This window comes from Enterobacter sp. MGH 24 (assembly GCF_000493015.1).
Taxonomy (GTDB): Bacteria; Pseudomonadota; Gammaproteobacteria; order Enterobacterales; family Enterobacteriaceae; genus Enterobacter.
Genome location: NZ_KI535657.1, coordinates 1,385,782 through 1,401,151, shown reverse-complemented (window position 1 = coordinate 1,401,151; position 15,370 = coordinate 1,385,782). Strand labels below are relative to the sequence as shown.

The following is a 15,370-nucleotide window of genomic DNA, read 5'->3' as shown; positions in this document are numbered from 1 at the left end:
ATAGGACAAACAGGTGACAGATAAATGTACGAATTATGACAGTTTTATGACAATGAAAATTTCACTTAAAAATATGCAAAATAATCATTAATTTTCATAGCGTTAGCCACTTTTATGACAAGGCGTTTTCAGAAATATTTTCTTTATGTGACACTGAAAAAAGTAGCTGAAGATGACAGATTGTCATTATTAAAAACGAGAAAGGATTGATTAAAAACAAACCGGGCGGGATAAAAAAGCTCCACCCGAAGGTGGAGCCTGAAGGGATTATTCTACGGTAACCGATTTTGCCAGGTTACGCGGCTGGTCAACGTCGGTGCCTTTGATCAGCGCAACATGATAGGCCAGCAGCTGCAGCGGAACGGTGTAGAAGATCGGTGCAATCACCTCTTCAACGTGCGGCATCTCGATGATGTGCATGTTGTCATTGCTGACAAAACCGGCATCTTGATCGGCGAAGACGTACAGTACGCCGCCGCGGGCGCGCACTTCTTCGATGTTAGATTTCAGTTTTTCCAGCAGTTCGTTGTTCGGTGCCACAACGATGACCGGCATATCCGCGTCAATCAGCGCCAGCGGGCCGTGCTTCAGCTCGCCTGCCGCATAGGCTTCTGCGTGAATGTAGGAAATCTCTTTCAGCTTCAACGCGCCTTCCAGCGCAATCGGATACTGATCGCCACGGCCCAGGAACAGGGCGTGATGTTTGTCAGAGAAATCTTCCGCCAGCGCTTCAATGCGTTTGTCCTGAGACAGCATCTGCTCAATACGGCTCGGCAGTGCCTGCAGGCCATGAACGATGTCATGCTCAACGGAAGCATCTTCGCCTTTCAGACGCGCCAGCTTCGCCACCAGCATCAGCAGTACGGTCAGCTGAGTAGTAAACGCTTTGGTGGAGGCCACGCCGATTTCGGTACCCGCTTTGGTCATCAGCGCCAGATCGGACTCACGCACCAGCGAGGAGCCAGGAACGTTACAGATGGCCAGCGAGCCCAGGTAACCCAGCTCTTTTGAGAGACGCAGCGCGGCCAGCGTATCCGCCGTTTCGCCGGACTGGGAAAGGGTGATCATCAGGCTGTTACGACGCACCGCAGATTTGCGATAGCGGAATTCAGACGCGATTTCCACATCGCACGGCACACCCGCCAGGGATTCAAACCAGTAGCGAGAAACCATACCGGAATTATAGGAAGTGCCGCAGGCCACGATCTGAATATGCTCAACTTTACCGAGCAGTTCGTTCGCGTTTGCGCCCAGCTCGCTCAGGTCCACTTCACCGTGGCTGATGCGCCCGGTGAGGGTGTTTTTGATGGCGTTTGGCTGCTCGTAAATCTCTTTCTGCATGTAGTGACGGTAAGCGCCTTTGTCGCCCGCGTCGTACTGCAGATTCGATTCGATCTCCTGACGTTTCACCTGCTCGCCTTTGGTATCGAATACGGTCACGCTGCGGCGAGTCACTTCCGCGATATCCCCCTCTTCGAGGAAGATAAAGCGACGGGTAACCGGCAGGAGCGCCAGCTGGTCAGAAGCGATGAAGTTTTCGCCCATGCCCAGACCGATAACCATCGGGCTACCGGAACGCGCGGCCAGCAGCGTGGACGGGTCGCGGGAATCCATGATCACCGTACCGTACGCACCGCGCAACTGAGGGATAGCACGCAGCACCGCATCACGCAGCGTGCCGCCCTGCTCCAGCTCCCAGTGCACCAGGTGAGCAATCACTTCGGTGTCAGTTTCAGAGACGAAGGTGTAGCCGCGCGCTTTCAGTTCTTCGCGCAGCGGTTCGTGGTTTTCGATAATGCCGTTGTGCACGACCACGATGTGTTCAGACACATGCGGGTGCGCGTTACCTTCAGACGGTTCGCCGTGCGTCGCCCAGCGGGTGTGCGCAATACCGGTACCCCCATGCAGCGGATGTTCCTCCGCGGCCTGGGCCAGCATCTGCACTTTACCGAGACGACGCAGACGGGTCATATGACCTTCTGCATCGACGACAGCCAGACCGGCGGAGTCGTAACCACGGTATTCCAGACGACGTAAACCTTCGAGAAGGATTTCAGCAATATCACGCTGCGCAACTGCGCCAACAATTCCACACATAATTTTAGATTCCGAATTTAGGCATTATGCCTGCGTTGTCGCTGACCTGTATTTGCCCTTTCCGGGCGCCCCGAGCCTTGTAGAGAGTGGGGTTATTTTTATGGGTACTGCTTGTGGGGGAGATATATATTTATCTCCTCTCCCGGGTTTGCCTGATGTCGGCTACGCCTTATCAGGCCTACTCAATCGTAGGGCGGGTAAGCGTAGCGCCACCCGCCTTGTTGTTACTTTTTCTTCACCGGGCGTTTCCAGCCCTGCTTGCTGACCTGCGGAACGCGGCTTAACACCAGCTCGTTCTCGGCCACATCGCGCGTCACGGTTGTTCCGGCGGCAATGGTCACCCCATTACCCACGGTAACAGGCGCCACCAGCTGCGTATCGGAGCCAACAAACACATCATCACCGATGATGGTTTTAAACTTATTGGCGCCGTCATAGTTACAGGTAATAGTCCCTGCACCAATATTCACGTTATTACCAATTTCCGCATCGCCCAGATAGGTCAGATGACCGGCTTTCGAGCCTTTACCCAGACGCGCTTTTTTCATTTCCACGAAGTTACCCACGTGAGCGCCTTCCAGCAGCTCAGCGCCCGGGCGCAGACGCGCAAACGGGCCGATGGTACAGGCGGCATCCAGACGGGCATCTTCTACCACGCTGTACGGGCTGATTTCGCAGTCGTCACCGATGACGCTGTTTTTAATCACGCAGCCGGCGCCAATTTTGACGCGATTGCCCAGCGTGACGTGACCTTCGAGGATAACGTTAGTATCAATTTCAACGTCACGCCCGTGAGATAACGAACCACGCAAATCGAAACGCGCCGGATCGCGCAGCATCACGCCTGCCAGCAGCAGTTTTTCGGCCTGCTCGGACTGATAAATACGCTCAAGACGGGAAAGCTGAAGGCGGTTATTGACGCCGTCCGTTTCGCTGATGCGCGCCGGATGAACGGCGGCAATTTCACGCCCTTCATGGTAGGCCATCGCAATGATGTCGGTGATGTAGTATTCACCCTGCGCGTTGTTGTTGTTGAGTTTTGACAGCCAGCGCTTCATATCCGCGCCATTGGCAATCAGGATACCGGTGTTGATCTCCTGAATCTGGCGCTGCTCGTCGCTGGCATCTTTATGCTCAACAATCCCCGTGACGTTGCCGTTTTCACGGGTGATGCGGCCATAACCGGTTGGATCGTCCAGCACGACGGTTAACAAACCGATGCCACCCTGCGGTTTGGCTTCACGCAGGCGAGTCAGTGTTTCAACGGAGATCAGCGGGACATCGCCGTAGAGCATCAAAATGTCTTCGTCATCCGCAAAGAATGGCGCAGCCTGCTGCATCGCATGGCCTGTGCCCAGCTGTTCTGCCTGAAGCACCCAGTTGAGCTTGTCATCGCTCAGCGTCTTTTTAAGCAGATCGCCGCCGTGGCCGTAGACCAGATGAACCTGACTGGCACCCAGTTCATTCGCTGCATCAATGACATGCTGCACCATTGGCTTTCCTGCAAGCGTGTGGAGCACCTTAGGCAGATCGGAATACATGCGGGTCCCTTTGCCAGCGGCAAGGATCACCACGCTCATCGCACTGTTTGACATACGCATCCTGACGGTAGTTTGAGTGTGAAGTAAAAACGTTTGATGCTTAAAATTCTACATCTTTTTAATCATGAATTAAGGCCGAAAAAAAAAGCCAGCCTGGTATCCAGACTGGCTTTTGTGCTTTTCAAGCCGGTGTTACATCGCTTTTTTGGTCAACTCGATAACGCGCAGTTTCGCGATCGCTTTGGCCAGCTCCGCAGACGCCTGAGCGTAATCCACGTCACCATGAGAGCTGCTAATGTGCTCTTCAGCCTTACGCTTCGATTCCAGGGCTCGCGCTTCGTCGAGATCCTGTCCACGGATAGCGGTATCGGCCAGAACGGTCACACTGCCAGGCTGCACTTCAAGAATGCCGCCAGACAGATAGATAAACTCTTCGTGACCGAACTGTTTAACGATGCGGATCATACCAGGCTTAATGGCGGTGAGCAGCGGTGCGTGACCTGGGAAAATACCCAGTTCACCTTCACTACCCGTTACCTGGATTTTCTCGACCAGACCAGAGAACATTTGTTGCTCTGCGCTGACGACGTCCAGGTGGTAAGTCATTGCCATATCACCCTCCGATTAAGGCGTTAAAGTTTTTTGGCTTTTTCCACGGCTTCGTCGATGGAACCAACCATGTAGAACGCCTGCTCCGGCAGGTGATCGTATTCGCCTTCCATGATGCCTTTAAAGCCACGGATGGTGTCTTTCAGGGAAACGTATTTACCTGGGGAACCGGTGAATACTTCCGCAACGAAGAATGGCTGGGACAGGAAGCGCTGGATCTTACGCGCACGTGCTACCACCAGTTTGTCTTCTTCAGACAGTTCATCCATACCCAGGATGGCGATGATGTCTTTCAGTTCCTGGTAACGCTGCAGCAGGGACTGTACGCCACGCGCGGTGTCGTAGTGTTCCTGACCAACTACCAGTGGATCCAGCTGACGGCTGGTGGAGTCCAGCGGGTCAACGGCCGGGTAGATACCCAGAGACGCGATCTGACGGCTCAGTACCACGGTTGCGTCTAAGTGAGCAAAGGTGGTTGCTGGCGATGGGTCAGTCAAGTCATCCGCAGGTACGTATACCGCCTGAACGGAGGTGATAGAACCGGTTTTGGTAGAGGTGATACGTTCCTGAAGAACACCCATCTCTTCCGCCAGCGTAGGCTGATAACCTACCGCTGAAGGCATACGACCCAGCAGTGCAGATACTTCCGTACCGGCCAGGGTGTAACGGTAGATGTTATCAACAAACAGCAGAACGTCACGGCCTTCGTCACGGAACTTCTCAGCCATAGTCAGGCCGGTCAGCGCAACGCGCAGACGGTTTCCTGGTGGCTCGTTCATCTGGCCGTAAACCAGGGATACTTTGTCCAGAACGTTGGAGTCGGTCATTTCGTGGTAGAAGTCGTTACCCTCACGAGTACGTTCACCTACGCCCGCAAACACAGAGTAACCGGAGTGCTCGATCGCGATGTTACGGATCAGCTCCATCATGTTTACAGTTTTACCAACACCCGCACCACCGAACAGACCGACTTTACCGCCCTTCGCGAACGGACACATCAGGTCGATAACTTTGATACCGGTTTCCAGCAGTTCCTGAGAGCTGGACAGCTCTTCGTAGGAAGGTGCCGCGCGGTGGATAGCCCAACGCTCTTCTTCACCGATGTCGCCTTTCATGTCGATTGGCTGACCCAATACGTTCATGATACGACCCAGTGTTGCTTTACCTACCGGGACTTCGATCGGGTGCTCAAGGTCTTTGACTTCCAGACCACGACGCAGACCGTCGGAAGAACCCATTGCGATGGTACGCACGATACCGCCGCCGAGCTGCTGCTGAACTTCCAGCACCAGGCTCTCGTTACCATTCTGTACCTCAAGCGCGTCGTACACGCGTGGTACGGCGTCCTGAGGGAACTCGACGTCCACCACGGCGCCGATTACCTGGACAATCTTTCCAGTAGCCATCTTGAATCCTCTACGTAATTCGTAAACCTGGTTAAACCGCGGCGGCCCCCGAGACGATCTCGGTGAGTTCCTGAGTAATGCTGGCCTGACGAGCTTTGTTGTAAACCAACTGCAGCTCTTTAATCAGGCTGCCGCCATTATCGGTCGCGGCTTTCATCGCCACCATTCGTGCGGCCTGCTCGCTGGCCAGGTTTTCTACAACGCCCTGATAAACCTGAGATTCAACGTAACGACGCAGCAGGGTATCCAGCAGCGGTTTCGGATCGGGTTCATACAGGTAATCCCAGGCTTTGTGCTTCAGCTCGTCATCTTCTGATGCCGGTAACGGCAGCATCTGAGTGAGCGTTGGAACCTGAGACATGGTGTTAATGAATTTGTTGCTGACAACGTACAGTCTGTCCAGACGGCCTTCATCATAGGCCTGCAACATCACTTTAACCGGGCCGATCAGTTCGGACAGGGACGGGTTATCACCCATACCGGTCACCTGAGCGACAATGTTGCCGCCAACGGAGTTAAAGAAAGAGACGCCTTTAGAGCCGATCATTGCGATATCGCACTGAACGCCTTTTTCAGACCATGCTTTCATATCCGCCAGCAGTTTTTTGAACAGGTTAATGTTCAAGCCGCCACACAGACCACGGTCGGTCGACACCACCAGGTAGCCCACGCGCTTAACGTCGCGTTCTTCCAGGTAAGGGTGCTTATATTCCAGATTACCGTTTGCAAGGTGACCAATCACTTTGCGCATGGTTTCTGCATAAGGACGGCTGGCCGCCATGCGATCCTGCGATTTACGCATTTTGGAAGCGGCGACCATCTCCATCGCTTTAGTGATCTTTTGCGTGTTCTGGACGCTTGCGATCTTACTACGTATCTCTTTTGCGCCGGCCATGAGCTTCTCCTCAATGCCAGGCGGCTTGTCCTGAGACAAGCCGCCGGACGATTACCAGGATTGGGTTGCTTTGAAGGAATCGAGGATAGCTTTCAGCTTGCCTTCGATTTCGTCGTTATAGCCACCGGTCTGGTTGATCTCTTGCATCAGCGGAGCGTGATCACGGTCAACGTAAGCCAGCAGAGCGGCTTCGAAGCTACCGATTTTCGCCAGTTCCACATCTTCGAGGTAACCGCGTTCAGCCGCGAACAGTACCAGGCCCTGCTGAGCAACAGACATTGGTGCGTACTGTTTCTGCTTCAGCAGCTCGGTCACTTTCTGGCCGTGGCTCAGCTGTTTACGGGTTGCTTCGTCCAGATCGGATGCGAACTGAGAGAACGCAGCCAGTTCACGATACTGTGCCAGCGCGGTACGGATACCACCGGACAGTTTCTTGATGATCTTGGTCTGAGCAGCACCACCAACACGGGATACGGAGATACCCGGGTTAACCGCCGGACGAATACCGGAGTTAAACAGGTTAGTTTCCAGGAAGATCTGACCATCGGTAATGGAGATTACGTTGGTCGGAACGAACGCAGAAACGTCACCCGCCTGGGTTTCAATGATCGGCAGAGCGGTCAGAGAGCCCGTTTTACCCTTCACTTCACCTTTAGTGAAGTTCTCAACGTATTCCGCGTTAACGCGGGAAGCACGCTCCAGCAGACGAGAGTGGAGGTAGAATACGTCGCCAGGGAACGCTTCACGTCCAGGTGGACGACGGAGCAGCAGGGAAACCTGACGATAAGCAACAGCCTGTTTAGACAGGTCATCGTATACGATCAGCGCATCTTCACCGCGGTCACGGAAGTATTCGCCCATTGCGCAACCTGCGTATGGCGCCAGGTATTGCAGTGCAGCAGATTCAGACGCGGTCGCTACCACAACGATGGTGTTAGACAGTGCGCCGTGCTCTTCCAGTTTACGAACCACGTTGGAAATGGTGGACGCTTTCTGGCCGATGGCCACGTACACGCATTTGATACCGGAGTCACGCTGGTTGATGATGGCGTCGATTGCCATCGCGGTTTTACCGGTCTGACGGTCACCGATGATCAGTTCACGCTGACCACGACCGATTGGGATCATGGCATCAACGGACTTATAACCAGTCTGCACTGGCTGATCTACGGACTGACGGTCGATAACGCCTGGTGCGATAACTTCGATTGGGGAGAAGCCATCGTGCTCAACCGGACCTTTACCGTCGATTGGCGCACCCAGGGTGTTAACAACGCGACCCAGCAGGCCACGGCCAACCGGTACTTCCAGAATACGGCCAGTACACTTAACCTTCATGCCTTCGGCGAGGTCAGCGTATGGGCCCATAACAACTGCACCTACGGAGTCGCGCTCCAGGTTCAGTGCGATAGCGTAACGGTTACCCGGCAGGGAAATCATCTCACCCTGCATACAATCGGCAAGGCCGTGGATGCGGATAACACCGTCACTTACAGAAACAATAGTACCTTCGTTGTGAGCTTCACTCACAACACTGAACTGAGCAATGCGCTGCTTGATCAGTTCGCTGATTTCGGTGGAATTCAGTTGCATGCTCCAGTCCCCTTAAGACTGCAAGACGTCTGCAAGGCGCTCAAGACGGCCGCGTACGCTGCCATCAATGACCATATCACCCGAACGGATGATTACGCCTGCCATTACAGACTTATCGATTTTGCAATTCAGCTTAACTTTGCGTGACAGACGTTTTTCCATCGCGGCGGTGATTTTCGCAAGCTGTTCGTTACTCAGTTCAGTCGCAGAAGTCACTTCGACTTCAGCGGTTGCTTCACTAAGGGCACGTAAGTGCTCAAACTGCTCGAGAACATCCGGGAGCACACGGAGACGACCATTTTCTGCCATGACCTTAATCAGGTTCTGGCCGTTGGCATCCAGTTGCTCTCCGCACACGGCGATAAACGACGCGGCGAGAGTTTCAGGTGCTAACGCACCGGAAAGCAACTCAGCCATTTGTTCGTTTTTCGTCACCTCAGCGGCAAACGCCAGCATATCCTGCCAGCGATCGACATTTTGGTGTTCGACAGCAAAGTCAAAAGCTGCTTTGGCGTAGGGGCGAGCTACCGTAACAAATTCAGACATCAGCCCCTCCCTCCTTACAGTTCAGCGACAAGTTTGTCCACGATGTCGCTGTTAGCAGCTTCATCCACGGAACGTTCGATGATCTTCTCGGCGCCAGCAACAGCCAGAATCGCAACCTGCTTACGCAGTTCTTCACGAGCACGTTTACGCTCAGCATCAATTTCTGCCTGAGCCTGTGTCACGATCTTAGTACGTTCCTGTTCTGCTTCAGCTTTGGCTTCGTCCAGGATCTGCGAACGGCGTTTGTTAGCCTGTTCGATGATAACCTGAGCTTCAGCTTTCGCTTTTTTCAGCTGGTCTGTCGCGTTGGCCTGTGCAAGGTCCAAATCTTTCTTAGCGCGTTCTGCGGAAGCCAGACCGTCAGCAATTTCTTTCTGACGTTTTTCGATGGCAGCCATTAAAGGCGGCCATACATACTTCATGCAGAACCAGACAAAGAGAATAAACGCGATGGCCTGGCCGAGGATTGTTGCGTTCATGTTCACAGCACAATACCTCTTTAATTTCTGTGGCTTAGGGTTTTAAAACTACTACTACGCGACAGCAAACATCACGTACAGACCCAGACCTACAGCGATCATTGGGATAGCATCCACCAGACCCATAACGATAAAGAACTGAGTACGCAGCAGAGGAATCAGATCAGGTTGACGCGCTGCGCCTTCCAGGAATTTGCCCCCGAGGATGCCGATACCGATCGCAGCACCGATAGCCGCCAGACCCATCATCACAGCGGCAGCCATGTACAGCAGATCCATATTCAGGTTTTCCATGACAGTCTCCAGTTTGTTTCAATTAAAACGTAGTAGTGTTGGTAAAAAATCAGTGCTCTTCAGACGCCATCGACAGATAGACGATCGTCAGAACCATGAAGATAAAGGCTTGCAGCGTAATGATCAGGATGTGGAAAATGGCCCATGGCACATTAAGAATCCACTGTGACCACCACGGCAGAAGACCCGCGATCAGAATGAAAATCAGCTCACCCGCATACATGTTGCCGAACAGTCGCAGACCCAGTGAAACAGGTTTGGACAGCAGGCTAACGCCTTCCAGGATCAGGTTGACCGGAATAAACGCCCAGTGGTTGAACGGCTGCAAGGTAAGCTCTTTCACAAAGCCGCTTACGCCTTTCATTTTGATGCTGTAGAAAAGAATCAGGATAAATACGCCCAGCGCCATCGACAGGGTGATGTTCACGTCCGCAGACGGTACAACACGCAGCGCAGGCAGGCCGAAGATGTGCTCGCCGATAAATGGCAGCAGATCGATTGGCAGCAGGTCCATCAGGTTCATCAGGAAGACCCAAACGAACACGGTCAGGGCCAGCGGAGCAATCAGCTTGCTCTTACCATGGTACATGTCTTTGACGCTGCCATGGACGAAGCCGATGATCATTTCGATGAAGGTTTGGAATTTCCCTGGTACACCGCTGGTCGCTCGTTTAGCAACACCGCGGAACATGGCCAGGAACAGAAGACCCAATACCACCGAGAAGAACATGGAGTCGATGTTGATCGTCCAGAAGGTGGCCGGGGGGTTATGTGGATCCACCAGCGAGAATGTACGCAGGTCCAGCTGAAGGTTATTCAGATGGTGACCTATGTAATCCTGCGGCGTCATATTTTCTGAAGCCATGATGCCTTTTACCCTTTGTTATTGATTACAGCTGGAGCCAGAACTTGTACCACCAGCACCAAAACCCACGTTGCTATCAGCGGCATGAAGACCACTTTCAAAACCGCCAGCGCCATCACCAGTAGAGCAAAGGTCAGCAACACCTTACACACTTCGCCGAGGGCGAAGGACCAGGCCACGCGGCCTTTGGCGGGTGTATGCGCCTGATGACGCCAGGCAAAAATCATAAACAACACGTTTGGCAGCACAACCGCCAAACCCCCGCACACGGCGGAGATGCCCCAGAAGGGGTCTTTGAGGCTAAACAGCAGTCCACTTGCTATCACAGCCAGAAACTGAACGAACAGAAGCTTACGAGCAACGTTTCTACTCAAGAGCGACACAGACATCACGTTTTTACTCCTGCTCCCTTCGAGGTATGCCGCGTGTCGTATAAAACGTCCTTTAAGGCTCAGAGTCAAGCATCAAAAAGCGGTCAAATTATACGGTGCGCACCCGTGATTTCAAACATTAAGTAGCGAAAAGGTGAATAAATGTTTAAATATTTTTCCCCACCGCTATTTTTTAACTTTCGCCGAAAGCGTCAACCTTCGAGCAAAACTGCAAACAGCGCGAAAACGTTGACGATAAAGCGTGCACGAGATCACAAAACACACATTTGCGATAAGGTTGTATTTATCAAAGGCGCAAATCGCGTAAATTTATCTTTATGAAATTAAAAGCAAAACGTCGTAACTATTTTCAAAACAGCCCAGTACACAATAAAAACCTTTTATTGACATTCTTAATAAATAATTAACATTGCGTTCTGGTTACTGCCTTCCATTTTTAGCAGACTTATATTTTCACAGATGACTATCTTCACGGTGAACAATAGACATTACGTTAACCGGAAGAAAAACCTGAGTTAAAAAGAGGTTAAAGGCTCACCGGTAAATCCCCGGTAGTTGTGCTGTTTTTTAACATGCCAGGAACAGCACAAATTCCACATTTTTTATTAAATTTTTAAAAATTGTTTGGCTTAATTATCACCAGATGACGTTCCCCATCGAGCTGAGGAATGTTTAATTTCTCGATGGATTCAACAGCAAATCCGTCCGGAAGCTGTTCAATCTCATCGCCTGGCAACTGCCCTTTCAGCGCATAAAAGCGTCCGTTCTCTGCCGGTAAGTGCTTGCACCAGCTCACCATATCGTTGAGCGACGCAAAAGCACGGCTGATAACCCCATCAAACGGCGGCTCTGCCGGGAATTCCTCTACCCTGCTCTGTACGGGCGTAATGTTCTCAAGCTTCAGCTCATGCTGAACCTGACGTAAAAAGCGCACGCGCTTGCCAAGACTGTCCAGCAGCGTGAAATGGCTTTCAGGGCGAACAATCGACAGTGGAATGCCCGGTAAACCCGGGCCCGTTCCCACGTCGATGAAACGCTCACCTTTCAGATACGGCGCAACCACAATGCTATCGAGAATATGGCGAACGAGCATCTCGCTGGGGTCACGTACTGAGGTCAAGTTGTACGCTTTGTTCCATTTGTTCAGCATATCGACATAGGCCACCAGCTGATTTTTCTGGTGATCGGTGAGCGAAATACCTGCCTGATCCAGCAGACGAGAGAGTTTGTTGAGCACGGTGAATACCTGTTTAGCGATTTTTCGCCCGGTGGCGCTGCCGCTTACCGGGCCTACGAATAAGTAGGGCGGGTAAGCGAAGCGCCACCCGCCAAAAGCAATGTCAATTACGCGCTGCGGCGCAACATACCTTGCTTTTTCAGCCAGACCAGCAGGATCGAAATCGCCGCAGGGGTCACCCCCGAGATGCGTGATGCCTGGCCGATCGACACCGGTTTGTGATCGTTCAGCTTGGCGATCACTTCGTTGGAAAGGCCCGTCACCTGGCGGTAGTCCAGCATTTCCGGCAGCAGCGTGTTTTCGTTACGCTGCTGCTTTTCGATCTCATCCTGCTGACGCGCGATGTAACCTTCGTACTTCACCTGGATCTCAACCTGCTCTGCCGCTTCAGCGTCTTCCAGGCCCGGCGCGAACGCGGTCAGTTTGACCAGGTTCTCGTAGGTGACTTCAGGACGGCGCAGCAGATCTTCCCCGCTGGCTTCGCGCGACAGCGGCGCGGTTAAGTGAGCGTTTACTTCGGCAGCGGTTTCCGCCTGCGGATTGACCCAGGTGGTTTTCAGGCGCTGACGTTCCTGTTCAATGCGCTCCAGCTTCTCGTTAAAGCGCGCCCAGCGCTCGTCATCGACCAGACCCAGCTCGCGGCCCATTTCGGTCAGACGCAGGTCGGCGTTATCTTCGCGCAGCATCAGGCGATATTCCGCGCGAGAGGTAAACATACGGTACGGTTCTTTGGTTCCCAGCGTGCAGAGATCGTCAACCAGCACGCCCAGATAAGCCTGAGAACGGCCTGGCGCCCAGCCCTCTTTCTCAGCAGAGAAACGCGCGGCGTTCAGACCGGCAAGCAGACCCTGTGCAGCCGCTTCTTCGTAGCCTGTGGTACCGTTAATCTGCCCCGCGAAGAACAAACCGTGGATGAATTTGCTTTCCAGGGTTGGCTTCAGGTCACGCGGATCGAAGAAATCGTACTCAATAGCGTAGCCAGGGCGAACGATTTTCGCATTCTCCATCCCCTGCATTGAGCGAACAATTTGCATCTGCACATCGAACGGCAGGCTGGTGGAGATGCCGTTCGGATAAATTTCGTTTGAGGTCAGCCCTTCCGGCTCCAGGAAGATCTGGTGCTGGTTACGATCGGCAAAGCGCATCACTTTGTCTTCGATCGACGGACAGTAGCGTGGGCCGATCCCTTCGATCACGCCAGCATACATGGGGCTGCGATCGAGGTTATTGCGGATCACGTCATGGGTTTTCTCGTTGGTATGCGTGATGTAGCACGGCACCTGCTGCGGATGTTGCGCTGCATTGCCCATGAACGAGAAGACCGGCATTGGGTTATCACCGTGCTGTTGCGCCAGCACGCTGAAATCAATGGTGCGCGCATCAATACGCGGCGGCGTGCCGGTTTTCAGGCGGCTGACGCGCAGCGGCAGTTCACGCAGACGACGGGACAGAGGAATAGACGGCGGATCGCCGGCACGGCCACCGCTGTAGTTATCCAGGCCGATATGAATTTTACCGTCCAGGAATGTCCCCACGGTCAACACCACGGCTTTGGCGCGGAATTTGAGGCCCATCTGGGTCACGGCACCTACAACGCGATCGTTCTCAACGATAAGATCTTCAACCGCCTGCTGGAAGATCATCAGGTTCGGCTGGTTCTCCAGCGCGGTACGCACCGCCTGACGGTAAAGCACGCGGTCTGCCTGTGCACGGGTCGCTCGAACAGCAGGTCCCTTGCTCGCGTTTAGTATCCTAAACTGGATGCCAGCCTGATCGATCGCTTTCGCCATCAGGCCGCCAAGCGCATCCACTTCTTTTACCAGGTGTCCTTTCCCAATGCCGCCAATCGCCGGATTACAGGACATTTGTCCCAGCGTGTCGATATTGTGTGTCAAAAGCAGGGTCTGCTGACCCATTCGCGCTGCGGCCATTGCGGCCTCAGTGCCTGCGTGACCCCCGCCAATGATGATGACGTCAAAAGGATCCTGATAAAACATGGTGGTCTGCCTCGCGTAAAGCGGTATGAAAATGGATTGAAGCCCGGGCCGTGGATTCTACTCAACTTTAGTCTTTCGAGAAAGCATTGGGATCCTGGGCTATTAAAAAGAAGATCTTTTTATTTAGAGATCTGTTCTATTGTGATCTCTTATTAGGATCGCGGACATGTGTGGATAAGTCCGATCTCATAAAGAAGATCATGCAGTTAGAAAGGATCGTTTGCTGTGAATGATCGGTGATCCTGAACAGTATAAGCTGGGATCAGATCGCGACTTTATGCACAGGTCAAAAACGATACAAGAGTTGTTCTTTGGATAACTACGGGTTAATACGAGCTTTTAACCAGAGTTATCCACATCTGTTCGCGCGATCTTTAATCGTTTTTGAGTAAATTTTTCCATTCCGCGAGCCAGATCTCGGCTGGATCCTCCGGAATGTCATGATCGAGGATGTTGATCTTGAGCGTTTCACCCAGCTGTTTTGCTCCGCAGGAGGTTACGGCGGCTTCAACTTTCTCTATTGCCCCGCAAAAGGTGTCATATTCGCGACTGCCGATCCCCACCGCGCCAAAACGTACGTTTGACAGGTCGGGCTGTTGTTCCAGCAGTTCGTCATATAAAGGTTGCAGGTTATCCGGCAGATCGCCCGCGCCGTGCGTGGAGGTGATCAGCAGCCAGACCCCGTCAGCCGGGAGATCTTCAAGCAACGGTCCGTGCAGGGTTTGTGTGGAAAAGCCCGCATCTTCCAGCTTTTCAGCCAGGTGTTCCGCTACGTATTCCGCACCACCAAGGGTGCTGCCGCTGATAAGGGTAATGTCCGCCATTGATCGCTCGCCCAGATAAAGAGACGGCCATTGTACGCTGTGAACGAGCTGGGATCTACCTGTGGAAAATGTGGGAATGAATTTGCCCGATCACGGGCGGATGGTACGCATGATCGGGTTTTGCAGGGAGATCAATGTCTCGGTGGACTGAATTTCATCGATTGTTTGGATCTTGTTGATAAGTACCTGCTGGAGGGCGTCAATGGATCGGCACATGACCTTAATAAAGATGCTGTAGTGCCCGGTGGTGTAATACGCCTCGGTGACCTCATCCAGCGCGTTCAGCTTCGCCAGGGCGGAAGGATAGTCTTTGGCACTTTTAAGAATGATGCCGATGAAGCAGCAGACGTCGTAACCCAGATGTTTAGGGCTGACGTCTATGCGTGCGCCGGTAATGATCCCCGCCTGTTTCATCTTCTCTACGCGAACGTGAATGGTTCCCGGGCTAACGCCAAACTGTTTCGCCAGCTCGGCGTAGGCGGTACGGGCATTGGCCATTAACGCCTCCAGGATGCCGCGGTCGAGATTGTCGATCTGATAATTTTCCATAGCTTTTTCTTATGAAGATTAATGAATCACTCTATTCTAGCGTTTA

Annotated in this window: 15 protein-coding genes; all 15 read right to left on the bottom strand. The window is 52.9% G+C overall.

From position 1 onward, the window contains the following. Nucleotides 1–267: 267 nt before the first annotated feature. Entirely contained in the window at nt 268–2,097 is a 1,830-nt protein-coding gene (gene glmS / locus L370_RS15170) for a glutamine--fructose-6-phosphate transaminase (isomerizing) (RefSeq protein WP_023333923.1), read from the bottom strand. 224 nt (nt 2,098–2,321) lie between these two features. Next, nucleotides 2,322–3,692 (bottom strand): bifunctional UDP-N-acetylglucosamine diphosphorylase/glucosamine-1-phosphate N-acetyltransferase GlmU, encoded by a 1,371-nt coding sequence (gene glmU / locus L370_RS15175; RefSeq protein ID WP_023333922.1) that lies wholly within the window; start codon nt 3,690–3,692, stop codon nt 2,322–2,324. A gap of 138 nt (nt 3,693–3,830) precedes the next feature. Beyond that, entirely contained in the window at nt 3,831–4,250 is a 420-nt protein-coding gene (locus tag L370_RS15180) for a F0F1 ATP synthase subunit epsilon (RefSeq protein ID WP_006177560.1), read from the bottom strand. A gap of 20 nt (nt 4,251–4,270) precedes the next feature. After that, nucleotides 4,271–5,653, bottom strand: a complete 1,383-nt coding sequence (gene atpD, locus L370_RS15185; RefSeq protein ID WP_006177559.1) for a F0F1 ATP synthase subunit beta — start codon at nt 5,651–5,653, stop codon at nt 4,271–4,273. Between the two features lie 31 nt (nt 5,654–5,684). After that, on the bottom strand, nt 5,685–6,548 hold the full coding sequence (gene atpG, locus L370_RS15190) for a F0F1 ATP synthase subunit gamma (RefSeq protein WP_023333921.1): 864 nt from the start codon (nt 6,546–6,548) through the stop codon (nt 5,685–5,687). Between the two features lie 51 nt (nt 6,549–6,599). After that, nucleotides 6,600–8,141 carry a F0F1 ATP synthase subunit alpha gene (gene atpA / locus L370_RS15195; RefSeq protein ID WP_006808751.1) on the bottom strand — a complete coding sequence of 514 codons (1,542 nt, stop codon included), beginning with the start codon at nt 8,139–8,141 and terminating at the stop codon, nt 6,600–6,602. A gap of 12 nt (nt 8,142–8,153) precedes the next feature. After that, on the bottom strand, nt 8,154–8,687 hold the full coding sequence (gene atpH, locus L370_RS15200; protein ID WP_023309790.1) for a F0F1 ATP synthase subunit delta: 534 nt from the start codon (nt 8,685–8,687) through the stop codon (nt 8,154–8,156). A 14-nt stretch (nt 8,688–8,701) separates the two neighbouring features. Then, nucleotides 8,702–9,172 (bottom strand): F0F1 ATP synthase subunit B, encoded by a 471-nt coding sequence (atpF, locus tag L370_RS15205; protein WP_014072436.1) that lies wholly within the window; start codon nt 9,170–9,172, stop codon nt 8,702–8,704. A gap of 48 nt (nt 9,173–9,220) precedes the next feature. Beyond that, a complete protein-coding gene (atpE, locus tag L370_RS15210; protein WP_000429386.1) occupies nt 9,221–9,460 on the bottom strand; it encodes a F0F1 ATP synthase subunit C in 240 nt (79 codons plus the stop codon). A gap of 49 nt (nt 9,461–9,509) precedes the next feature. Beyond that, the gene (gene atpB / locus L370_RS15215) at nt 9,510–10,325 is read right to left on the bottom strand and encodes a F0F1 ATP synthase subunit A (protein WP_023309789.1); all 816 of its coding nucleotides are present in this window, start codon (nt 10,323–10,325) and stop codon (nt 9,510–9,512) included. Nucleotides 10,326–10,333: 8 nt separating this feature from the next. After that, nucleotides 10,334–10,714, bottom strand: a complete 381-nt coding sequence (gene atpI, locus L370_RS15220; RefSeq protein ID WP_023333920.1) for a F0F1 ATP synthase subunit I — start codon at nt 10,712–10,714, stop codon at nt 10,334–10,336. A 616-nt stretch (nt 10,715–11,330) separates the two neighbouring features. Then, nucleotides 11,331–11,954 (bottom strand): 16S rRNA (guanine(527)-N(7))-methyltransferase RsmG, encoded by a 624-nt coding sequence (rsmG, locus tag L370_RS15225; protein ID WP_023333919.1) that lies wholly within the window; start codon nt 11,952–11,954, stop codon nt 11,331–11,333. Between the two features lie 107 nt (nt 11,955–12,061). Next, entirely contained in the window at nt 12,062–13,951 is a 1,890-nt protein-coding gene (mnmG, locus tag L370_RS15230) for a tRNA uridine-5-carboxymethylaminomethyl(34) synthesis enzyme MnmG (RefSeq protein ID WP_023333918.1), read from the bottom strand. Nucleotides 13,952–14,325: 374 nt separating this feature from the next. Continuing rightward, a complete protein-coding gene (gene mioC, locus L370_RS15235) occupies nt 14,326–14,775 on the bottom strand; it encodes an FMN-binding protein MioC (protein ID WP_023333917.1) in 450 nt (149 codons plus the stop codon). 90 nt (nt 14,776–14,865) lie between these two features. Next, nucleotides 14,866–15,324: a transcriptional regulator AsnC gene (gene asnC / locus L370_RS15240; RefSeq protein WP_023333916.1), complete on the bottom strand. Its 459-nt coding sequence runs from the start codon at nt 15,322–15,324 to the stop codon at nt 14,866–14,868. Between the last annotated feature and the right edge of the window lie 46 nt (nt 15,325–15,370).

Bases quoted from the DNA above. Each gene is read 5' to 3' on its own strand.
- mnmG (WP_023333918.1), bottom strand. From the start codon at position 13,951: ATGTTTTATCAGGATCCTTTTGACGTCATCATCATTGGCGGGGGTCAC.
- glmS (WP_023333923.1), bottom strand. From the start codon at position 2,097: ATGTGTGGAATTGTTGGCGCAGTTGCGCAGCGTGATATTGCTGAAATC.
- mioC (WP_023333917.1), bottom strand. From the start codon at position 14,775: ATGGCGGACATTACCCTTATCAGCGGCAGCACCCTTGGTGGTGCGGAA.
- glmU (WP_023333922.1), bottom strand. From the start codon at position 3,692: ATGTCAAACAGTGCGATGAGCGTGGTGATCCTTGCCGCTGGCAAAGGG.
- asnC (WP_023333916.1), bottom strand. From the start codon at position 15,324: ATGGAAAATTATCAGATCGACAATCTCGACCGCGGCATCCTGGAGGCG.
- L370_RS15180 (WP_006177560.1), bottom strand. From the start codon at position 4,250: ATGGCAATGACTTACCACCTGGACGTCGTCAGCGCAGAGCAACAAATG.
- atpA (WP_006808751.1), bottom strand. From the start codon at position 8,141: ATGCAACTGAATTCCACCGAAATCAGCGAACTGATCAAGCAGCGCATT.
- atpB (WP_023309789.1), bottom strand. From the start codon at position 10,325: ATGGCTTCAGAAAATATGACGCCGCAGGATTACATAGGTCACCATCTG.
- atpI (WP_023333920.1), bottom strand. From the start codon at position 10,714: ATGTCTGTGTCGCTCTTGAGTAGAAACGTTGCTCGTAAGCTTCTGTTC.
- atpE (WP_000429386.1), bottom strand. From the start codon at position 9,460: ATGGAAAACCTGAATATGGATCTGCTGTACATGGCTGCCGCTGTGATG.
- atpG (WP_023333921.1), bottom strand. From the start codon at position 6,548: ATGGCCGGCGCAAAAGAGATACGTAGTAAGATCGCAAGCGTCCAGAAC.
- atpH (WP_023309790.1), bottom strand. From the start codon at position 8,687: ATGTCTGAATTTGTTACGGTAGCTCGCCCCTACGCCAAAGCAGCTTTT.
- atpD (WP_006177559.1), bottom strand. From the start codon at position 5,653: ATGGCTACTGGAAAGATTGTCCAGGTAATCGGCGCCGTGGTGGACGTC.